25 protein-coding genes and 1 pseudogene are annotated in these 20299 nt (G+C 60.9%); 11 read left to right on the top strand and 15 right to left on the bottom strand.

Features of this window, described 5'->3' with window-relative positions; all coding sequences use genetic code 11:
* Positions 1–411, top strand: a 411-nt coding sequence (locus BMY22_RS19095) for an IS5 family transposase (RefSeq protein ID WP_143068554.1), incomplete at its 5' end; no start/stop codon positions are given.
* Positions 412–425: 14 nt separating this feature from the next.
* On the opposite strand, the gene BMY22_RS19090 is transcribed toward BMY22_RS19095, so the two are convergent.
* Positions 426–1820 (bottom strand): adenylate/guanylate cyclase domain-containing protein, encoded by a 1395-nt coding sequence (locus BMY22_RS19090; protein ID WP_090624700.1) that lies wholly within the window; start codon positions 1818–1820, stop codon positions 426–428.
* A 168-nt stretch (positions 1821–1988) separates the two neighbouring features.
* On the bottom strand, positions 1989–2252 hold the full coding sequence (locus BMY22_RS19085) for a DUF4404 family protein (protein ID WP_090624698.1): 264 nt from the start codon (positions 2250–2252) through the stop codon (positions 1989–1991).
* Positions 2253–2702: 450 nt separating this feature from the next.
* Between BMY22_RS19085 and BMY22_RS19080 the strand changes: the two genes are divergently transcribed.
* From BMY22_RS19080 to rssC, 3 genes are all read left to right on the top strand, one after another.
* Positions 2703–3404 carry an MlaA family lipoprotein gene (locus BMY22_RS19080; protein ID WP_090624696.1) on the top strand — a complete coding sequence of 234 codons (702 nt, stop codon included), beginning with the start codon at positions 2703–2705 and terminating at the stop codon, positions 3402–3404.
* A gap of 280 nt (positions 3405–3684) precedes the next feature.
* Positions 3685–4869 carry a two-component system response regulator RssB gene (gene rssB, locus BMY22_RS19075; RefSeq protein ID WP_090624694.1) on the top strand — a complete coding sequence of 395 codons (1185 nt, stop codon included), beginning with the start codon at positions 3685–3687 and terminating at the stop codon, positions 4867–4869.
* Positions 4866–5348 carry an anti-sigma factor antagonist RssC gene (rssC, locus tag BMY22_RS19070; protein ID WP_090624692.1) on the top strand — a complete coding sequence of 161 codons (483 nt, stop codon included), beginning with the start codon at positions 4866–4868 and terminating at the stop codon, positions 5346–5348. The genes rssB and rssC overlap by 4 nt, the downstream gene beginning before the upstream one ends.
* A 64-nt stretch (positions 5349–5412) precedes the next feature.
* Here the strand turns inward: rssC and tal are convergent, their stop codons facing one another.
* Together tal and dusA are read right to left on the bottom strand one after the other, a co-directional pair.
* Positions 5413–6339 carry a transaldolase gene (gene tal / locus BMY22_RS19065; protein WP_090624691.1) on the bottom strand — a complete coding sequence of 309 codons (927 nt, stop codon included), beginning with the start codon at positions 6337–6339 and terminating at the stop codon, positions 5413–5415.
* Positions 6340–6478: 139 nt separating this feature from the next.
* On the bottom strand, positions 6479–7489 hold the full coding sequence (dusA, locus tag BMY22_RS19060) for a tRNA dihydrouridine(20/20a) synthase DusA (protein ID WP_090624689.1): 1011 nt from the start codon (positions 7487–7489) through the stop codon (positions 6479–6481).
* A gap of 101 nt (positions 7490–7590) precedes the next feature.
* On the opposite strand from dusA, the gene BMY22_RS19055 reads away from it, so the two are divergent.
* Positions 7591–8730, top strand: a complete 1140-nt coding sequence (locus BMY22_RS19055) for a site-specific integrase (protein WP_090624688.1) — start codon at positions 7591–7593, stop codon at positions 8728–8730.
* Here the strand turns inward: BMY22_RS19055 and BMY22_RS19050 are convergent.
* The 10 genes from BMY22_RS19050 to BMY22_RS19010 form a co-directional block, all read right to left on the bottom strand.
* The gene (locus tag BMY22_RS19050) at positions 8711–8980 is read right to left on the bottom strand and encodes a pyocin activator PrtN family protein (protein WP_090624686.1); all 270 of its coding nucleotides are present in this window, start codon (positions 8978–8980) and stop codon (positions 8711–8713) included. The two genes, BMY22_RS19055 and BMY22_RS19050, sit on opposite strands and share 20 nt — an antisense overlap.
* Before the next feature lie 106 nt (positions 8981–9086).
* Complete coding sequence (locus BMY22_RS19045; protein WP_143068553.1) at positions 9087–9608, bottom strand: hypothetical protein; 522 nt, start codon at positions 9606–9608, stop codon at positions 9087–9089.
* Positions 9601–9918 carry a hypothetical protein gene (locus BMY22_RS19040; RefSeq protein WP_090624682.1) on the bottom strand — a complete coding sequence of 106 codons (318 nt, stop codon included), beginning with the start codon at positions 9916–9918 and terminating at the stop codon, positions 9601–9603. Before BMY22_RS19040 ends, BMY22_RS19045 begins: the two co-directional genes overlap by 8 nt.
* Complete coding sequence (locus BMY22_RS19035; RefSeq protein WP_090624680.1) at positions 9915–10406, bottom strand: hypothetical protein; 492 nt, start codon at positions 10404–10406, stop codon at positions 9915–9917. The genes BMY22_RS19040 and BMY22_RS19035 overlap by 4 nt, the downstream gene beginning before the upstream one ends.
* Positions 10407–10455: 49 nt before the next feature.
* Positions 10456–10794, bottom strand: a complete 339-nt coding sequence (locus BMY22_RS19030) for a pyocin activator PrtN family protein (RefSeq protein ID WP_090624679.1) — start codon at positions 10792–10794, stop codon at positions 10456–10458.
* On the bottom strand, positions 10791–11009 hold the full coding sequence (locus BMY22_RS19025) for a hypothetical protein (RefSeq protein ID WP_090624677.1): 219 nt from the start codon (positions 11007–11009) through the stop codon (positions 10791–10793). Before BMY22_RS19025 ends, BMY22_RS19030 begins: the two co-directional genes overlap by 4 nt.
* 11 nt (positions 11010–11020) lie before the next feature.
* Complete coding sequence (locus tag BMY22_RS19020) at positions 11021–11617, bottom strand: hypothetical protein (protein WP_090624676.1); 597 nt, start codon at positions 11615–11617, stop codon at positions 11021–11023.
* Positions 11617–11799 (bottom strand): hypothetical protein, encoded by a 183-nt coding sequence (locus tag BMY22_RS19015; protein ID WP_090624674.1) that lies wholly within the window; start codon positions 11797–11799, stop codon positions 11617–11619. The genes BMY22_RS19020 and BMY22_RS19015 overlap by 1 nt, the downstream gene beginning before the upstream one ends.
* Positions 11800–12088: 289 nt before the next feature.
* Positions 12089–13837, bottom strand: coding sequence for a P-loop NTPase fold protein (locus BMY22_RS23965; protein WP_167363773.1), 1749 nt, complete (start codon positions 13835–13837; stop codon positions 12089–12091).
* A gap of 237 nt (positions 13838–14074) precedes the next feature.
* Positions 14075–14836, bottom strand: coding sequence for an XRE family transcriptional regulator (locus BMY22_RS19010; RefSeq protein WP_090624672.1), 762 nt, complete (start codon positions 14834–14836; stop codon positions 14075–14077).
* Positions 14837–14946: 110 nt separating this feature from the next.
* Between BMY22_RS19010 and BMY22_RS19005 the strand changes: the two genes are divergently transcribed.
* The 4 genes from BMY22_RS19005 (at position 14947) to BMY22_RS18990 (ending at position 18673) form a co-directional block, all read left to right on the top strand.
* Entirely contained in the window at positions 14947–15195 is a 249-nt protein-coding gene (locus tag BMY22_RS19005; RefSeq protein WP_090624670.1) for a transcriptional regulator, read from the top strand.
* A 340-nt stretch (positions 15196–15535) separates the two neighbouring features.
* Positions 15536–16078 (top strand): phage regulatory CII family protein, encoded by a 543-nt coding sequence (locus BMY22_RS19000; protein ID WP_090624669.1) that lies wholly within the window; start codon positions 15536–15538, stop codon positions 16076–16078.
* A gap of 4 nt (positions 16079–16082) precedes the next feature.
* Positions 16083–18305 (top strand): VapE domain-containing protein, encoded by a 2223-nt coding sequence (locus BMY22_RS18995; protein WP_090624667.1) that lies wholly within the window; start codon positions 16083–16085, stop codon positions 18303–18305.
* Positions 18302–18673, top strand: a complete 372-nt coding sequence (locus tag BMY22_RS18990; protein WP_090624665.1) for a PA0613 family protein — start codon at positions 18302–18304, stop codon at positions 18671–18673. Before BMY22_RS18995 ends, BMY22_RS18990 begins: the two co-directional genes overlap by 4 nt.
* Before the next feature lie 22 nt (positions 18674–18695).
* On the opposite strand, the gene BMY22_RS18985 is transcribed toward BMY22_RS18990, so the two are convergent.
* Positions 18696–19040: an HVO_A0114 family putative DNA-binding protein gene (locus BMY22_RS18985; RefSeq protein WP_090624663.1), complete on the bottom strand. Its 345-nt coding sequence runs from the start codon at positions 19038–19040 to the stop codon at positions 18696–18698.
* A 698-nt stretch (positions 19041–19738) separates the two neighbouring features.
* Here BMY22_RS18985 and BMY22_RS18980 point away from each other — a divergent pair.
* Entirely contained in the window at positions 19739–20074 is a 336-nt protein-coding gene (locus BMY22_RS18980) for a phage holin family protein (RefSeq protein WP_090624661.1), read from the top strand.
* Between the two features lie 3 nt (positions 20075–20077).
* A pseudogene (locus BMY22_RS18975) lies at positions 20078–20299 on the top strand (hypothetical protein); the annotation flags it as partial.

Genomic DNA, 20299 nt, shown 5'->3' with positions numbered 1-20299 from the left:
AAAAGCCGCGCGGGACTCACGAGTAAGATCCACCTGGCCGTCGATGCGCATGGCTTGCCGGTGGCGTTCGAGATCACCGGGGGCAACGTCAACGACTGCACTTCGGCCCCCGAGTTGATTGCGCAGCTGCCGTCTGCCGAGGCGATCGTGGCAGACAAGGGCCATGACAGCGAGCGCATTCGCGAACAGATCGAGGCGCAGGGCGCACGGGCGGTCATTCCCCGAAAGCGCAACTCGCTCAAGGGCAATGGCGATCTGGACCGGGGGCTGTATCGCTACCGGCATCTGGTCGAGAACGCCTTTGCACGGCTTAAACATTACCGCGCCGTGGCGTTCCGCTACGACAAGCTGAAGCGAAATTACGAGAGCATGGTGGCCATGGCTTGTGGGTTCCTGTGGCTCCCCATGTGAAACGTCAACAGGCCCTAGGCAGTCACCTTGTCTCTAAGCTTTTCCGCGGCTTGGCGTAGCGCCAAGATGACCCGCTCCTTGTCGAAGTTCTGAATGTCGTTGGTGTCCAGATACATCGAAAAACCCGGCATTTCGTGCTCGATGAAGCTGGACACGGCGCCTAGATCGCGACGGAAATCGACGATCTGGTAGATCTGCACCGGCCGGCTGAAGCCTTTGACCGTGATCTGGCCTTTGTCGCGGCACATGATCACGTCCTTCACCAGTGAGTAGGTTTCATGGGAGATCAGGATCTCGCCGGCTTCCGATGCGCTTTCCAGGCGGCTGGCGAGGTTTACCTCGCGGCCGATGATGGTGTAGTCCATTCGCGTATCGGCGCCGAAGTTGCCGACCGTACAATAGCCGGTGTTGACGCCCATGCGGATTTCCAGCGGCTTGGTGATACCCTGAGCGCGCCATTGCTGGCGCAGTACCTTCATATGCTTGCGCATGGCGATGGCCATGGAGACTGCGGCAACCGCGTCGTTCTTCGCGCCCTCGGTGGTCGGGTCGCCGAAAAATACCATCACCGCGTCGCCGACGAACTTGTCGATGGTGCCGCCGTATTTCAGGGCGATCTTCGACATTTCGTTCAGATAATTGTTGAGCAGGTCGGTCAGGGCCTCCGCTTCCAGCTCCTCGGACAGCTCGGTGAAGCCCTTGATGTCGGAGAAAAATACGGTGAGCTTCTTGCGCTGGGTTTCCAGGCGTACGCTCTTTCTGCCGCTGAAGATCGATTCCCAGACTTGGGGCGACAGGTATTTGGCCAAGCTGCTGGCCAGCTGCGCAGACCTTTCTTGTTCCCGTTTGATCTCGCCGCGAATTTGGAGCAGCCGCTGGCTCTGCTGGTGCACGAAGCAGGCGGTGATGCAGACATAGAACATGGTGAAGGCAACGCTCACCAAGGCGACCTGGTCGGGTGTGGTGCCTTGATAGGCGGGCGTGAGCAGCATGTTGGCCAGCAGCGCTGTACTGAGGGCCACCAGCACGGCGAGTGCCATATTCTGTGTGCCGCCCGTCATCAATGCGCTGAAGCAGAGGGTCAGCAGGAACATCAGGCTGGGTATGATCGAGAAGCCCAAAAGCACCGTGCCCAATCCGACGTGTATTGCATCGACGAACAGCAGGATCTGGCTGGTCTGTTGCGGGTAGTCGAGACGATAGCCCTGACTGAGGTAATGGGCGAGAGGAGGGTAGAGCAGAGCGTAGGGCACCAGCCAGAGAATGTCGTAGCTGAAATATTGCACGTAGGTGCCTGCGGCGACGCTCGCAGCAGCAGCGATATAGGCCAGCATGCGCAAGTAGTACTGGCGCAGCACGTGCGAGGGGGCGGGCAGTCCGTCGAGAGAGCCACTACTTGCGTCGTTCATGGGGGAAAGCCTTCCTTGCTGCTACTGCCGGAGCTTATGCTTTTTTGTGGCGCAGGAGCTTATGCTTTAGCTGCAATGGTTACAATCGTGTGCTGAAAGATTAAGCTTGAGGCTTTTGGGGCAATTCAGGCACACGCGATGGGGTGTTTCTGGTGGCTTGCGTGTGGGTTAGATGCCCATGCTGGCCAAGCTTTGCAAGATGTTGCGCAGGGTTCCGGCAAGTGTCGGATGATCGGCCTCGAAGAGCTCCACCGCTAGGTTGATGCCGTCCACCAGGCTTTCGTCCGGTACACCGCCCGCATCGCGAGCCAGTTGCAGCTCGATTTCCTGGATCAGGGACGCCAGTTTGGCGCGCTCGTCGGCGCTCATCGGTGGATTTTGTGCCAGTTGATCGCGCAGTTGTTGCAGGTGCTGCTGCAGATTTTCGAGCATAACAAACCCCTTCTGGAATTTCCGTGGAAGAATAGTTCAGGCAGGGAGTTCCTGCTTGATCCTGATCAAAGGGGGGCGGGTTTCGGATTTTCCCCGTCTTTGCCGGTGCCTGAGTGGGCTCGATTCGTCGGGGCGGCGAGTTTTGGCTGGTGCAGTCCCCCTTCATCCTGGCCGAGATGGCGCAAGGCCGGGAGGACCTGCGTGAGCCGGTATCCTACCGGCAACCAGGAAGCCCGAAGGGGCGGGCTGGCTTCAGCGCAGCCAAGGTAATGGCTGTGTGTGACATATCCGTGACCGGCGAGGCTCCAGTGCCTGCCTGGTTGCAAGGGCTTGTGGTGGACTATGACTTTAGTTTTATCTGCAACCGCGGTTATGCTGCTGCCTGAATACATAGCCGACTATATACTCGGCCACTAAATAAAATAGTCCTTCGCGGAGGAGGTACCTGCAATGCGTGTGATTGCCACCGATCAGACCAAACGATTGGGTCGTTCGCTAGTCTGTGCCGGACTGGCTCTGTTGCCCATGGTGGCAGCGGTTGCCGAGGAGGACCCTTGGGAGGGCTTCAACCGGCCGATATTCCGTTTCAACGACACTCTGGACCGCTATTTCATGAAGCCGGTTGCCAAGGGCTATCAAGCGATTGCTCCGCAGTTCGTCGAGGATGGCGTGCACAACGCTTATCGCAACATTGGCGATGTCGGCAATCTGGCCAACAATCTGCTGCAAGCCAAGTTCCACGACGCAGGCGTCGATACTAGCCGGCTGTTGCTCAACACCACCGTTGGCGTATTGGGGGTCGTTGACGTGGGTACCAAGATGGGGCTTGATCGCAACGACGAGGACTTCGGTCAGACCCTGGGTGCCTGGGGAGTGCCGAGTGGTCACTATGTGGTCCTGCCTTTCTTTGGGCCAAGTACCATACGCGATACTGGTGGGCTGGTCGGAGACGCCTTTACGAAGCCGTATCCGTACATGGAGAGCACCGCTGCCCGCTACGGCTTGTTCGCCGGCGAGGTCGTGGATACCCGTGCCAGCTTGCTGGCGGCGGAGAAGGTCATCACCGGTGACAGATACATCTTCATCCGCGACGCCTACCTTCAGAATCGCGAGTTCAAGGTGAAGGATGGCAAGGTGGAGGACGATTTCTAAAGCCTTTGCTCTCAAGTGCCGATCCACTGCCAGTCTTTTCGGACTGGCATTTTTGCTTCTGCAGTTCGCTCATGTTTGACCGAGCTGAGCCTGAGCAAATCGAGGTTTATGTCGGCACGATATTTCTGCTGCGGTGGCGAGTATGGTTGCCAGCGTATGCTTGAATCACTGGGCGGATGGGAGTACCGTCTGCGCCGTGAAGCGAACTCACCACTAGCGCTTTGGCTTGGGGCGGGCGCAATGCGAACCCGATCCCTGGCGCAGTCAGCCCGGATACTCCATGCGTAATTCCAGTGCCAAGCTGCTGATAATCGATGACGACGAAGTCGTCCGTGCCAGTCTCGCGGCCTACTTGGAGGACAGCGGTTTTCAGGTCTTGCAGGCCGGCAATGCTCTGCAGGGGCTTGAGGTCTTCGAGGGCGAGGAACCCGATTTGGTCATCTGCGATCTGCGCATGCCGCAGATCGACGGCTTGGAGCTGATCCGCCGGATGGGCGAGCAGCAGAGCGAGACCCCAGTCATCGTGATGTCCGGTGCGGGAGTCATGAGCGACGTAGTCGAGGCTCTGCGCCTTGGTGCCGTCGACTATCTGATCAAGCCGCTGGAAGATCTTGCCGTGCTCGAGCACTCGGTGCGCCGGGCGCTGGATCGGACTCGTCTGCGTCTGGAGAACCGTCGCTACCGGGAAAAGCTGGAGGCTGCCAATCGGGAGCTGCAGGCTAGCTTGAGCCTGCTGCAGGAAGACCAGAATGCTGGGCGTCAAGTGCAGCTGAACATGCTGCCGGAAACGCCTTGGGAAGTGGATGGGCTTCATTTCGCCCACAAGATCATCCCGTCTCTCTATCTTTCCGGCGACTTCGTCGACTACTTCCGGGTCGACGAGCGGCGGCTGGGCTTTTACCTGGCCGACGTCTCCGGCCACGGTGCCTCTTCGGCATTTGTCACAGTCCTGCTCAAGTTCATGACCACGCGCCTACTCTACGAGTTTCGGCGCAATGGAGCCTTTCCCGACTTCAGGCCCTCGGACGTGCTTGGTCACATCAATCGGGGTCTGATCAACTGCAAGCTGGGCAAGCATGTCACCATGCTCGGCGGGTTGATCGACCTGACCACTGATCGGCTGACCTACTGCGTGGGAGGGCATCTGCCATTGCCTGTGCTTTACAGCAACGGCGAGGCGACCTACCTGCAGGGGCGTGGACTGCCGGTCGGTCTGTTCCAGGACGCCAGCTACGAGAATTACGAGTTGCAGCTGCCGGCATCCTTCAGTTTGACTCTGGCATCGGACGGGGTGCTGGATCTTTTGCCGGGCGAGACGCTCAAAGAAAAGGAAGCCGTTCTGCCTGACCGTGTTAAGGCCGCAGGCGGCAGTCTGGATGGGTTGCGTCAGGTATTGGGATTGGCCCAGTTGGGCGAGATGCCGGATGATATTGCCTTGCTGGTGTTGAACAGGAACCTTGCATGAGTACCGGAAAAATCCAGTTCGCGGAGCAAAGCGGCACTTTCGTTCTCAAGTTCATCGGGGAAATCCGGCTGACCCTGTGTTCGACCTTGGATGACACCATCGAGCGGATTTTCACCGCCCTCAACTTTACCGCCATCGTTATCGACCTGACCGAGACGCAGAGCATCGACAGCACCACACTGGGGCTCTTGGCCAAGCTCTCGATCCTTTCCCGGCAGAAGGTTGGCATGTTGCCGACGCTGGTGACGACCCATCCGGACATCACTCGTCTGCTGCAGTCGATGGGCTTCGACCAGGTATTCAACATCGTCGACCGCCCGGTTCCTTGTCCGGAATGCCTCTCCGAGCTGCCCTCCCAGGATCAGTCGGAGGAAGTGGTCAAGGCCAAGGTGCTTGAGGCGCATCGGATCCTGATGGGGTTGAACGAATCCAATCGGGAAGCCTTCCACGATCTGGTCAGTGCCCTCGAGCGCCAGTAACCGGCGATTTCTTCTCTGTTGAGGAGGGGCGACTACCTCGTCGGTAGCGCCCCGTCTTTGCGTTTCAGACCTTTCCGGCCAGTAGTGCTTCCAGCTTGAGCTGATCGCGGGCGAACAGGCGAATGCCCTCGGCCAGCTTCTCGGTGGCCATCGCGTCTTCGTTGAGTGCCCAGCGGAAAGCCTGCTCATCCAGCACCTGGCGGGTTTCTCCGGGGGCTCCGGGGGCCAGCTGGCGCTCCAGCAGACCCTGCTCCTCGGCCAGTTGCTGCAGCAGCTCGGGGCTGATGGTCAGACGGTCGCAGCCGGCCAGCTGTTCTATCTGCCCCAGATTGCGGAAGCTCGCCCCCATCACCACGGTTCCATAGCCGTTGGCCTTGTAATAGTTGTAGATGCGCATGACCGACTGCACGCCGGGGTCTTCTGCTCCGCCGAAGTCTCGTCCCTCAGCCTTCTTGTACCAGTCGTAGATGCGCCCGACGAAGGGGGAGATCAGGAAAACCCCTGCATCGGCACAAGCGGCGGCTTGGGCGAAGGCGAACAGCAGGGTCAGGTTGGTCTGGATGCCAGCCTTCTCCAGCTGTTCGGCGGCGCGGATGCCTTCCCAGGTGGCGGCGATTTTGATCAGTACGCGCTGGCGAGAGATGCCGGCCTGCTCGTAAAGTTCGATCAGGCGTTCGGCCCGGCGTATGCTGGCCTGGCTGTCGAAGGACAGGCGCGCGTCCACTTCGGTGGATATGCGCCCGGGAATCACCTTGAGAATCTCCTGGCCCACGGCAACGGCGAAGCGGTCGCAGGCCAGTCCGAGGTCGCCGGCACAGCCTGCCACCGCTTGCTCCAGCAGTTCGGCGTAGCGGGGCAGGGCGGCGGCCTTGAGCAGTAGCGAGGGGTTGGTGGTTGCGTCGACCGGTTTCAGGCGGGCGATAGCGTCCAAGTCGCCAGTGTCGGCGACCACCGTGGTGTATTGCTTGAGTTGCTCCAGCTTGGATGTCATGGGGCTCTGTCCTTTTACGATTGCCTGACCTTACCCGAGCGCGGGGGCGCACTCAACGGGCGGGTCGGGAGCCTGTGCAGGAGTGCCGACGGCCAGCGGTTCGACGTCCGTCGCAGCATAACGTTCCCTGCCCATGCCTTCAGCGCCCTTCGAGCAGGGCGGCCGCTCGATCGAACAGCTCCAGAGGATCGCTGGCCTTGTGAATGTCCACCGACAGCAACTGGCGGAAGCGGCGTGCTCCGGGAAAGCCTTGGCCCAAGCCCAGCACATGGCGCGTGATGTGGTGCAGGGCGCCACCTTCGGCCTGATGTTGCTGGATATAAGGCCGCAGCCCCTCCAGCGCCTCACGACGGGTGATCGGCGGGAGGTGGTTGTCGAACAATTCCTGGTCGACCCGGGCAAGCAGGTAGGGATTGTGATAGGCCTCGCGACCGAGCATCACGCCGTCGAAAGTCTGCAGGTGCTGGCGGCACTCCTCAAGGGTCTTGATCCCTCCGTTGAGGATGATCTCCAAGTCGGGAAAGTCCCGCTTGAGCTGTGCGACCACTTCGTAGCGTAGCGGCGGAATCTCGCGGTTCTCCTTGGGCGACAGCCCGGCGAGGATGGCGATGCGGGCATGCACGACGAAGCTTCGGCAGCCGGCCTCGCGCACCTGGCCGACGAAGTCGCAGAGTTCGGCATAGGAATCCCGGCCGTCGATGCCGATGCGGTGCTTGACCGTGACTGGAGTGCTCGCAGCATCGCGCATTGCCTTCACGCAATCGGCCACCAGCATTGGGTGTCCCATCAGGCAGGCGCCGATCAGGTTGTTCTGCACGCGGTCGCTGGGGCAACCGACGTTCAGGTTGACCTCGTCGTAGCCGGCTTGCTCGGCAAGCTTCGCACAGGTTGCCAGCTCTGCGGGTACGCTGCCGCCCAGTTGCAGCGCCAGGGGATGTTCCGCCTCATGATGGTTCAGAAAACGCTGGGCATCGCCGTGCAGTAGCGCACCGGTGGTAACCATCTCGGTGTAGAGCAAAGTATGTCGCGACAGCTGGCGGAGAAAAAAGCGGCAATGCCGATCTGTCCAGTCCAGCATCGGCGCAACGCAAAAGCGGCGAGACGGCTCAGGGCGCGTGGTTACTGGCTTTGCTGCTGGTTTTTCTAGCATTTTAGTCCGCGTGTTTCTGGTGCGTTTTGGGGTGTTTTCGGGTGTTTTTTCGAGTCGGGTGGTACGCTGTACCACTCGATTCACTCTGCGTACCACTCCCAATGGCAACCATCAGAGCCCGAAAACTCAGCGACGGATCGGTGAGCTATACCGCTCAGATCCGCATCAAAAAAAATGGCGTTCAAGTCTACCAAGAGAGCCAGACCTTTTCCCGCAAGCAAGCGGCTCAGGCCTGGGCAAAGCGTCGGGAGACCGAGCTTTCCGAGCCTGGAGCAATCGAGCGGGCCGGCCGAGGGGGATCGATGCTGAAAGACATCATCGCCCGCTACATAGAGGAAGTGGACCCAATCAGGCCGCTCGGCAAAACAAAGCGCGCCACGCTGGATGCAATCGGTGGTACGTGGATTGGTACGCTGACCGACATTGAAATCACCAGTCAAGAACTCGTCCGGTACGCTCAGTGGCGTATGGGCGAGGATGGCGGGGGAGTGCTCGGGCAGACGGTCGGGAACGATTTGGCGCACCTCGGTGCCGTGCTGGCCGTGGCTAGGCCGGCATGGGGATACGAGATCGACCAACACGCGATGTCCGATGCCCGCAAAACCTTGAGAAAGCTGGGCGTGACGCTGAAAAGCGAGGAGCGAGAGCGGCGCCCGTCGCTGGGTGAACTGGATAGGCTGCTGCGCTACTTCGAGGACATTCTGCGCCGCCGGCCGTCATCGGCAAACATGCTGAAGATCGTCGGATTCGCGCTGTTCTCGACGCGCCGCCAGGACGAAATCACCCGCATCCGTTGGGCGGACATTGACGAAAAGCGCCAGGCGGTGCTGGTCAGAGATATGAAGAATCCCGGGCAGAAGATCGGCAACGACGTTTGGTGTCATCTGCCTGACGAAGCGTGGGCGATCATGCAGAGCATGCCGCGGGAGAGAGAGGAGATTTTCCCGTACAAAGGGAAATCCATCGGGTCCGCTTGGACGCGGGCATGCCATTTCCTCGAAATCGAGGATCTGCACTTCCACGACCTGCGCCACGACGGGGTGAGCCGGCTATTCGAAATGGGCTGGGATATTCCGCGCGTGGCCAGCGTGTCTGGCCACCGGGATTGGAACTCGATGCGGCGCTATACGCACCTGCGGGGGAATGGCGATCCATATGCGGGGTGGGAATGGCTGCAGAGGATCGTTGAGGCGCCCGTTAGGTTGGGCGCCTGGAGTGGCATCAGCCCGCGCGACGATTGATCTGGCTACATTCTTTGACCGCTGCAGCGCGCTGTGCGTCAAGGTATTCGGCCAGATCTTGCAGATGCACGCCCTTCGCACTTTTCTGGCTTTGCTCGACCCGGGTGATCGGCAGCTTGATCTGGCCGGCAAGTACCTTCCTTTGGAACATCTCTGGCGTCAGGTGGCTGAAGTAGTCGGCGCAGACACGCTCAAGCGGAATGATTGCCGCGCAATTGTATTGGGCCATCAGAATAAAAGCGGTGTTCATTGCGTCTCCCTGGCGTGACTGGTCGGGCGTGCCGGCTTGGCAGGCGAGGTGCCGAAGGCTTGCGCCGGTTCGTTGGGCATTTCGGTGCTGTAGAAGATGGTGAAGGTCATGCCGCAGCCCTCAGCGCTTTGATGATTTCCGCCCCGGCCCGCTCCTGCCCAAGCATCGCCCGGCGGCTGTCGGCCGTGACGCCGAGCCAGCGGCCGAGGTTGTTGCGAGTGGACTTCGGCGTGAACAGTGCTTCCTCCAGCGTCATGCCCTGGCGCACGCGGCGGCGGACCTGGGCCGGCGACACCGCGCATTCGAAGTGCGCCACCAGTTCGTCGACGGTGCCGGTCACGCCGCGGACGGTGCGCTTGGCCCGCTCGTGCTTCGCCACGCCGGCGGCGATGCTGGCCTTGCGCATGGCCTCGGTGTAGACGCCGCGCTTGCGCTCTACCGCGGCGCGGTAGCCGCGGGAGCGGTTACGCCCCGGAAACTCGACATCCGGCATCTGCGCAACCAACTGGTCGAAGGTCCACCGGCTCAGGCCGAGCAGTTCCTGGGTCATGGTCTTGCTGTGCCCGGTCTTCGCCATGGCGCGGATTCTGGTTTCTACGCCGTTCGCCGGCAGCAGTCTGTCAGTCATGGCCAGCCCCCCGAGCAGTGCCGCAGGCCGATTGCTGCTCGATCAGCTCGGCGACGGCATTGCCGCGTTGCTTGGCCAACCGCTGCAACTCATCCAACTGTTCGCGCAGGCGCTCGTTTTCGGCGCGCTGCCGGTTCAGGCGGGCTGCCTGCTCTTCCACCAGGAAATTGGTGGCGGTGAGTATGTCGAGCAGGTCGTCTACGTGTCGGGCCAGATCGAGGCACACGACCTTCGCCAGCCCGAGGTCGATATCCGGCCGCCGGAGGCTGGTGGCGATGCGGACGTAGGTGATTTCGGGCTGGACGGTCATGCCGCCACCTCCTGCCGTTTCGGAGCGAGGATGGCAGCCATGTCGCGCAGTTGACTGGCAACCGTCCGAGCATCGCGGGCCTTGCGCGTGGCAGTCATGGCGTCCCAGGTGGCGGCGGCCAGTTCCAGGTTGGTGGAGGCCTGGGTCAGCAGGGTGGCGTGTTGTGCGGTCAGGGCTCGGGCTTCTTCGGCGCGCAGGGTCGACTCTTCGAGGGCTTCGGCTGCCTGGCGGCGTTCGCGGGTGCGCTCGTCCTGCACCTGGCGCAGCTCGGCCCGGGTAGCGGTGAGGATGCGCTCGGCGCTGGTCAGGCGCTGGCCGGATTCGAGTACTTCGGTGCCGAGGTCGTCGATGGCGGCGTCGTAGCCGTCGCGGTAGCCGCGCTCCAGGCCGAGGCGGATGCCGGCGGCGCGGCCGCTCAGGTAGCAGCCGGCGGTGGCGATGCCGGTGCCGAGGGTGATGCCGATCAGCGCGGCGGTGGTCATGTCCATGGGTGTGCTCCTTGGGTATGGCGATGCCAGGTGGTGGCTGGCGTTGGGGTTATTCCGGCTCGCCGCCGGCCTGTGGCGACAGGCGGCGGGCCAGTTCTTCGTCCGCCAGCCAGGCGCGCTCTTCGATGTAGGCGGCCAGGTGGCGGAGGTGGACGTACTGCTGGCGTTTGTTGCTGGTCACCACCGTGGTGACCGGCAGCGGGATGCGTTCGGTGCCGATGGCGGCCTTGAACGTCTCCGCGTTCATGTTGCGGAAGTACCGCGCGCGCAGCTGTTCGAGGGGTATCAGCTCGTCGCCGAAGACCCGGAACAGCCGTTCGAGCGCATCCGGCGGCGGGGCGAGTGCCAGACGCAGGGGATGCTGGAGGTGGTCGTTGGGCTTGCTCACGGTTTGTTCCTCCTTGCCGGGTGGTTCCAGGCGATCTCGACGTGCTTCTTCACCAGCTCGCGCAGTTCCTCCGGCACCTCGGCGAGCGCCTGCTGGCGTTCTTCCTTGGTGCGCAGGGCGAGGATGCGCGCGGCCCAGGCTCTGGGCGTCGGTGCGGCATCCCCGCTGCGGCGCGGGCTGGGGCGGGGGGCGTCGTCGGCGGGCCTGCGGGCCATCGGCGGACCTCTCAGGCTGCTCGGGCCGCCGACGTGGCGGCGAGGGAGAGGTGCTCGACGGCTTCGACGATCCGCGCGTAGGCCTTGTCCTCGTTCTCGTAGTTGGCGAGGAGGATGGTGCGCGGGCGCGATTCGCCGATGGCCAGGATGCCGGTGACGCCCGGCCGGGGCCGGTTGCGGTGGATGGCGATGCGGATCGGGTGGGCGTGGCCCAGGTGCAGTTCGAGGAAGCCGCCGCGCTGCACGACGTGGCGCAGTTGCCGTTCCTGGTCGCTGTCGAGCAGCGGCGGCGCTTCCGGTACGATGCTGTCTAGCACGCGGGCCGGGGCCGGCTCGGCGGAGTCCAGGCGGCCGTTGGCGATGGCTTCGACGAAGTCGGCCAGCAGGTGCGCCGGGTGCGGCTCGCCGTGGAGCAGGGTGAGGCTGTGACGCTGGCCGCCCAGCTCGACGGTGGCCTCGGTGCTGGACGGGCCGCGCTCGACCTTCAGGCGAAACATGATGCTGTGCCGGGAAAAGGCCGAGCGGCAGGTGTGGTTGAAGCTGCCGTTCAGGTTGAGCTGGGCGGCGAGCAGGGTCAGGGTCTGGTCGCTGAGGGTGAAGGTGTTCATCAGGCCGCGTCTCCGCCGAAAGGGTAGTCGGAGGCGGGCGCAGCAGCCTTGGCGCGGCTGACCAGCCTGGGTTTGCCACCGTGGATGACCACGAGGCGTTTGGTGTCGGCCTGGAGCTGCTCGATCAGCCGGCGGTTGGAGGCGCACGCCGGATGGACGTGCAGGGTAGCGGTGGTGTGCATGGTGGGCCTCGGCTCTGTGGTGGGGAGACGAGGTGAAAATAACCTTGGTTTTAAATTGTGACAATAGCCTTGGGTTTTATTTTTGGAGTTTGGCCGGAGTAGATTTGGGGTTTGGTTGCCTAGGTGTTTGATTTTGATGGGGATTGAGGTTGCTTCGGGGCGGAAGCTGCCAGCCGTTGTGGCTTCTTTCGACCCGAAGCTGTCGGAGAGCAGCTGCAGAGATCAGTTAAAAATGGTCATTCATTTATGAAGCCATACCGAACAGGTGGTGCTTTTTTTCAAACTATGACTATTTTGCAGGCGAACTTATAAGGGAGTCATAATGTTTTTGGTATTTCATGTATCGATCAGTTCTAGCCTTGTTAATAGGCGACTCTTTACGTATTCGCAAAATTGCTTCATACGCTTTGCAGAAAATCTGTTCATAGATTTTTTGGCTATCCTTATCGCCTGGGGCATTTAGTTCGCCAAAAGACAAGCAATATTCAACGTGTCTTGTAAGTTGTTCGGAGTTGATGCTCTTAAATAGCTTGTAAAATTCATCGACTTCTTTGGTGGCAAGTTGAAGGCAATCTTTGGTGTTGTATCTATGTTTGGTTGGGCGCTCTATGATTAGTTCTTCAATTGTTTTTATGTCGTCGGATTCTTCAAAGTATCTTGTCAGGCAGTTTTTTAGATACTCATCTTTTGGCCATCTATATATATCGTGCTCGTCGAGCTTTTGAGGTAGTCCACGGATATGATTCATAAGTTTATCGACATGGGCTTTGGCAGAGTCGTATCTGTCAATTTCCTTATAAAGTTCACAGAGTCCGTCTAAGTCTGTTGGTGCTAACTTAAGTATGCAGATGCTTAATGATTTCTCGAAAGCTTGAAAAACTTCTTCATCATTTAGATTGAATGAGTTATGAAATAGTCCCCATGCTGCGCGAAAGGTGGAGATTGCTTCCGTGTGAGCAACGTGGTCAGCCATTTCCTTGATAACTTTTTTTATCAAATCATCGTCAGCATAACCTTTCTCGACAAGGCTGATTAAAGCAAGGTCGAGTTCGTCGCAATGTGAAAAGCCATATTCCAAAAGAATTTCTGCCTGGCGCTTATTTTCCTTGTCTTCTTCTGATTGCTCATCATCATCATCATCATCGAATGGTAGCATGTACTCTATGGCGTTGATTTTTTTTATAACGTCAATATTAATCTTGTCTTTGTTGCTCCCATAAATTGAACATATTATGAGCGATAGGGTTTTCAGTGCTTGGTCAGTTATGGTTTCTGGTTGTTGGTCAAGGTAGGCTTTCAAAGAGTCAGAGAAGTATTTGACTTTTTTTATAATTCGAATGTTGCATGTGTTTAGTTTGGAGAGGTTTTGAATGATTTTTTTATCGTAATGGTCGTTTTTGTCGAATACTAGCCCTGCTGACTCTTCAGGGGTTGGGGTGAACTCAATTTCGTAATCAAAGACTTTTTCATGGTATTTGAAGTAGTCGCTTTCTTCATCAATGGTATCGCTGTTTAGTATTAGCAATACGCTGCAGTTTCTTGCTTCGATAAGGTATGAAATGAGGCCTAATACTTCTTTGTCTGTTAGGCTTGAGCTTTTGCGCTCAAAGTCATCTATGCAAATTAAAGTGTCTCTAATCGAGGCGAACTGAATTGACTCTATAGTGGTTGGTAAGCCCTTGGTTAAGGGGGAAAAAAGATCGCCAGCGGTTTTTAGGTATTTTCTGTAATAGCGGTTGAGTGTGCTGCTTGCAGACTTGTAATTATCAATTAGCTCGGATAGGTTGTTGGGCTTGTCTGCTATGTCTTTTTTGACTGTATTTTCAAAAATAGCTTGCTTGAGGTTATTTAGGCTGGATAACCCAAATAAGGATACATAGCAATACTTGTCTCGCTCAAGTGAGTTTTTTCCATTTTGTATTACTTGATTCCATAAGTGAGTTTTACCTGTGCCCCACTTGCCTTTTAAAATAACCGCTCGCGTGGTTTTGTCTATGGAAAATGATACAAGGGCATTCTTAACCTGGTTCAGTGACATAAAAATTTCCTCCGATGCTTGATGCTGTGTGAATGGCAGGCTGCTCCCGTCTCGAACAGGTTTGAGTAGATTGCTAGTAAGTGTCTGAAAGGAAGTTTGCCGATGCTCCTGCTGCCTTTGGTGGCTAAGGGACATGCGGATGAAGGGATTGAATGTTCCCGCGTCTGCAAGATGCTGGATTGTTTTTCTTTTATATGTGGCCTTGTAATGACAAGCGTATCTTGTGTGGGCGTCTTCTCAAATCAATGGTGCCGACTTCAGCGGTCGTACAGTCGACCACCAGAACACCCGGCCCAAGATGCGGATATGCTGGTCCTGCTGCTGCTGGAAGCTGTAGTCCTCGTCCAAGTGTTCCTCCCGGTTGAAGCTGCGCAGACGGACGCCGCCGCCAGGCAGGCGGTAGAGGAATTTCACCCGCAACATGCCGTCGTGCTCCAGGGCGTAGATCTCGCCGTCGACGATATGGGTGGTGCCACGGTCCAAGCCGATGGTGGCGCCGTTCATGATCAGGGGCTCCATGCTGTTGCCTGAGACGGTGGCGCACACGGCCTGGGCCGGGTTCACGCCGGCGGCGCGCATGGTGGCACGGGAGAACCTGAGCTTGCGGCCTGCGACCTCCCGCACGGCGGTGCGGCCTCCGCCGGCCGCGAGTTCGACTTCCTTGTACAAGGGAATTTCTACCTCGTCGTCATCGAGGGGCGTGCCGTCATCCCATGGGTGCAAGGGTTCCAGGTGGACCTTGCTACCTGTTGTGCTTTCTTCTGCCCCCAGCTCGGGGATCTCGCCCGTGGCCAGCCAGTTGGCAGAAACCTGCAATGCCTTGGCTATGGCATTCAGCTTCTTGGTTTCCTTGGTTTTGCCCGAGCACAGCTTCTGAATGGTCGTCTGGGATGTGCCGGCGGCCTCGCCCAGCTGTTGCTGCGTGAGTCCACGCTGCTGCATCGCATGGTTAATGCGGTCGGCAAGCGTGGGGAGTTCGGAGAGAGGTAGGTATTCCATGCGTGAAGGCTACAACCAAGGTTTTACACTGTCCAAAACCTTTGGGTGTTGACTTGTTAAACCCTTGGTTTTAGTCTGCTGGCGTGAACACAACTTCTGGACTATTCGGTATGACCCTCTCAGCGCGTGAGGCTTTGGAAAAGGCACTCAAGCATTGTGGCAATAACCAGTCGGAACTGGCTCGCCGCTGCGGCGTTCGACAGCCGCACGTATGGAAATGGATCAAGGCTGGGCGCGTTCCCGCCGAACGCGTCCCCGCCGTCGTCCGCGCCACCGACGGCGCTGTTCAGGCCCACGAGCTGCGCCCCGATCTGCCCGAGCTTTTCCCGGTGCCGACCGATTCGGTCGATGCCGCATAAAAAACCGGGCGGCCTTTTAACCAGCCGCCCGGTCTGCCCGAAGCCCTCACCACAAGGGCGCCGGGCGGTGCATCGAGCCCGACGGGAGCACACCAAATACACACGTCGGGTCCGGGCACCTGACCAGGGCACGGATGCCCTGGGGTTGCCAGTCTCTCCACCACAGATCGGCTGGCTGTAACGGCGGGGCGTTCGCGGAGCGAGCGCCTCGCCATCGGGCGCAGGCGGCATTTCCACCAAGAGCCGCCGCCTGCATCGTGTGACCAATGCGAGTGACCACGGCGCGACTGTACCAAAGCCTGCGTGATGTGGCACTGGCAGCATCAGGAAGTAAATGCCAATGCGACGTTCGTTCGCCGATCAATTCGAGCGCCTGGACCGGGAGGTGATGACCTTGCCGGATGCGCTCTATCTCGTTTCCCGCAATGAGTCGATGTGCCGCGGTGGGGTTACGGGCTTTGCCTACGCCTTCAACCGCAACCCCACGACCATGGCGCACAAGTTCGACGCCGGCCACCCCGGCCACAACCTCAACACCATCGAGCTGATGGACTTCCTGCGCTATGTGAGCCCGGAAGGGCGGGCCATCGTGCTGGACAGCTTCCACGCCGAACTGGGCGATTCGCAGTGGTTCAGCACCGTGCCCTATGAGGAAGAGGCCGAGGTGGAGCTGCTGGTGGCCGGGGCGAGCGAGGTGCTGCACGCGGCGGCCGATGCGGCCAATACCGTGGCCTCGCACATCACCGACGGCCGGATCGACGCCCAGGAACTGGGCGAAACCCGCAAGCTCGCCGCCCGCATCGTGCGGGTGGGGATCGGCCTGTGGCGAAGGGCGCGGCATGTGCATTTGAAGCAGCAGGGTGCGGGGGTGGTTCGTGGTTGATCGCATGGATGACGTTCTGGAGCAGTTCCGGCAGTTCGGCCTGGAGGTCGAGCTGCCGTTGCGTTTCGGCGAGCTGACTCGGGTGAAGGCTGAGGGCGACAAGGGCAAGGCCCGCACGGGCTGGTACATCGCCCACGAGTACCGGACCGAGCAGGGCGAGACGCTGGTCTTCGGTGCCTATGGCAACTGGCGGTTGGGCGCTTCGGAGAAGATCAAGGTCAAGGGCGTGCGGCTGAGCCAGGAGGAGCGCGATCTGATGCGCGCCCGCCAGGAGGAGGCCAAGCGCCGGGCGGCGGAGGCGCAACGGCACGCTGCGCGGCGCGCGGCCAAGCGGGCGTCGGCCTTGTGGCCGCGGATGGCGGAGAAGGGCGCGAGCGACTATCTGCAGCGCAAGCAGGTGGTCGGCTTCGGGGTGCGCTATGCGCCGAAGAGCGGGGCCGTCCTGGTGCCGATGCGTACCGCCCGCGGCGAGCTGGCCGGCCTGCAGGTGATCTATCCGCAGAAGCAGGAGCGGCTGGGCCGCGACAAGACCTATTGGCCGGTCGGCATGGCGAAGGAAGGGGCGTTTCATCTGATCGGCCCGCATCCGGAGCCGGGCGAGCCGCTGCTGGTGTGCGAGGGTTACGCGACCGGCGCGAGCCTGCACATGGCGACGGGATGCGCGGTGGCGATCACCTTCGACGCCGGCAACCTGCTGCCGGTGGGCAAGACGCTGCGGGAGCAGTTCCCCGGCCGGCCGCTGATCTTCTGCGCCGACGACGACTGGAAGACCACCCGCCCGAATGGCGAGCCGTGGAATCCGGGTGTGGAGAAGGCCTCGAACGCCGCCACCATCCTGGGCGGCCAGATGGTGGTGCCGGTGTTCGGCGCCGGGCGCGAGGAGAAGTGGACCGACTTCAACGATCTGCATGTGGCCGAGGGGCTGGATGCGGTGCGCCGGCAGGTGCTGGCGGTGGTTCGCCCGCCGGCGGCCGGTGGCTGGAAGGACAAGCTGCAGCGCAGCGAGTCCGGCGCGCTGATCGCCCATGCCTTCAATGTGGCGCTGATCCTGGGGAACGACGAGCGCTGGGCCGGGGTGATCGGCTACAACGCCTTCAGCTCGAAGATCGTGAAACGCCGTTCGCCGCCCTATGGCAGCGAAACGGGAGAGTGGAGCGATCTGGACGATGCGCGGGTGGTGATGTGGCTGGCCGAGCAGTACAACCTGCGCGTGAAGGCGCCCAGCGTGGTCGAGGCGGTCAGCGTGGTTGCCAACGACCATGCCTTCCATCCGGTGCGGGAGTATCTGCAGGGGCTGGAATGGGACCGGGTGGCGCGCCTGGAGAGTTGGCTGCATCTGATCTTCGGGGTGCCGATGTCGCCCTACAGCATGAAGGTGGGCAAGCGCTGGCTGATTTCGGCGGTGGCGCGGGTGATGAGGCCGGGCTGCAAGGCGGATGCGGTGCTGATCCTCGAAGGCGCGCAGGGCGCGGGCAAGTCCACGGCGCTGTCGATCCTGGGCGGCGAGTGGTTCATGGATACGCCGTTCAACCTGGGCGACAAGGACGGCTTCCAGGTGATCCGCGGCAAGTGGATCGTCGAGCTGGGCGAGCTGGACAGCTTCAACAAGGCCGAGTCGACCCGGGCCAAGCAGTTCTTCTCCGCGTCCGTCGATACCTACCGGGAGAGCTACGGCCGCCGGGTGCTGGACGTGCCACGCCAGTGTGTTTTCGCCGGCACGACCAACCAGGAGGAGTACCTGAAGGACACCACCGGCAACCGCCGCTACTGGCCGGTGACTTGCCAGAAGGTGGAGCTGGAGGCCTTGCGGGAGCTGCGCGACCAGTTGTGGGCCGAGGCGGTGTTCCGCTTCCAGGCCGGCGAGGGCTGGTGGGTGGCACGGGAGGAGGCCGAGCAGTTCGCCGAGCAGCAGGATGCGCGCTATACGGTGGACGCCTGGGAATACCCGATCCGCCAATGGCTCGAAGATCCGGCTTCGGGCGAGACCGTCACCTCCGACCGTATCCTGCAGGATGCCCTGAAGCTGGATTATGGCCATTGGGGGCGGCCGGAGCAGATCCGCATCGGCCACATCATGCAGCGCCTCGGCTGGCGGCGAGAGCGGCTGGCGGCCTCGCGCAAGAGCGGCATTCGCCCCTGGGGCTACCGGCGGCCGGAAAGCTGGAAGCTGGCGGCAGCCGCCGAGGCGGCCGAAGCGGCGGCCAAGGCCAGGGAGACGGCGTTTTGATCCGGGAGATCGACGAACTGCTGCGCGCCTGGGCGGAGCAGAAGGCCATCCGTGAGGCCTTCCCCGGTCCCGGCGACGTTCGCTGCACCATCGGCACCCTGATTGACAGCCAGGGGGTGGTGATTCCGGCCACCAAGCGTTCGCGCGGGCTGGACGATCCGCGCTTCCCGGTGACCGAGCTGATCGTCAACGCCCTGCGCCACGACCTGAACCGGCTGGTCTACGAGCACTACCTGCGCCACCCGCTCAGCACGCCGGCCCAGAAGGCGCGGGCGCTGGGCTATTCCGGCACCAGTGCCTACTACCGGGCACTGGGGACGGCGCACGAGCATGTGCGGGCGGCGCTGGTGAAGAGGAGGGCGGCGTGATGGGTGGGGCTGGCCGGCGTCGTCAGGCTGCGTGGACCATGAAGTCCACGTGTACGGCGTCGTATGGAAATTCCAGCTTGCCGTCGTCGGCCTTCTCCAGCACGCCGCACTGCACCAGGGCCTGGGCATCGGTGTGCACGCCCTTGACGTCGCGGTCGACGCGCCGCGCCAGTTCGCGGATGCCCAGCGGCCCGGCCCCGGCCATGGCCTTGATGATCTCCCAGCGCTTGGGCGTCAGCGTCTTCCACAGCAGCTCGGGCGTGGGGAAGGTGATGAAGCAGCCTTGGGGTTCGCCGGTTTCCCAGGCTTCGATGATGCTGGCGTCGATCTCTTCGGGCGTCGCCACGCGGATGGTCACGGTGTTCATGTCAGGGCCTCCAGTTCTCGATGTCCCGCCGGAAGGCGCGGAGCAGGTCGGCGATAGTATTTCTGAGTGTTGTAAATCAGGACAACAGCGGTGCGCCTCTGCCTGTCCTGTCTGTCCCATTGCTCGAAATGTAATGGGACAAGTGCAGGGCGCGCCGTTATTGGGCTTGTCTCATGTCCCATCGACTACACGCCCGCGCACATGTGCGTGCAAGCAATTACGCGCAAGCGCGCAGCGTGTACTTTGCTGCCACCTCCTATATATAGAGTTCAAATATCAATGGGACATGGGACATTTCTATATAAATCAGTATCTTGCAGTGCCCTATCTGATTTTATCGAATGGGACGTATAGGGCAGGAGGGGAAAAGCGAAATCCAGGTCGGGAGAATTACCGACGTACCGGGGACGTTCACCGGACGTAAGGGGGATATTGAGGGGGTGGCAGGTAAAAGGGGTTGCTGCCATGGGAATCGAGGGGTAGAAAGTCGTCATTCTTGTATAGGTGCGAGCACAGCAAGCGACTCACCTGATCCAGCAAACCCGGCCACCGCGCCGGGTTTTTTGTTTCTCCGGTGCTGTGGGGTTCCCCGCCCTGGTCACCAGCACCACGCCGGCGCAAGCCGGCACCTATCACTGCGGCCGGCCTGGTCGTTCTTGCCCGCTCGCCATGCGGGCTTTTTTATTCGAGGGATGTCGATGTCGACCGAGCAGCACACGCTGGCGGACATGCCGTTCTGGATGCTGGTCCTGGTGTCGATGGCCGGGCTGTCCGGCGAGATGCTGCGGGCCTCTCGCGGCAACCTGACCCTCGGCCAGATCCTGCTGCGGGTGGTGCTGCGTTTCTCCGCCTCGGCGCTGCTCGGCGTCGCGTCGATGCTGTTCGCCGTGGCGCTGTGGGGCGACCACCTGATCGCCGGCGGCATCGGCATCGTGGTCGGGGTGATCGGCGCGGACGTGGCCGGCGGGCTGTATGCGCGCTGGCTGGAGAAGCGGGTGGGGCTGGAGCCGGTGCGGCCGGATCGGGAGGTGTGAGCGGTGTTCTCGATCAACGCGAAAGGCTTCAAGGCGTCGGCGGATCGTCTGCGGCGGATCGAGAGGCAGATGCCGTTCGCCACGGCGCTGGCTCTGACCCGCACCGCCCAGTTGGCGAAGGAGGCGATCGAACAGGACATGCGCGCGGTGTTCGACCGGCCAACCCGCTGGACGCTGAACAGCCTGCGCCTGATCCCGGCCCGGAAGGACCGGCTGGAGGCGCGG

Source organism: Azotobacter beijerinckii (assembly GCF_900110885.1).
Lineage (GTDB): Bacteria > Pseudomonadota > Gammaproteobacteria > Pseudomonadales > Pseudomonadaceae > Azotobacter > Azotobacter beijerinckii.
Note: the sequence above shows the minus strand (reverse complement) of the source record. Positions and strands in the feature narration are given on the sequence as shown.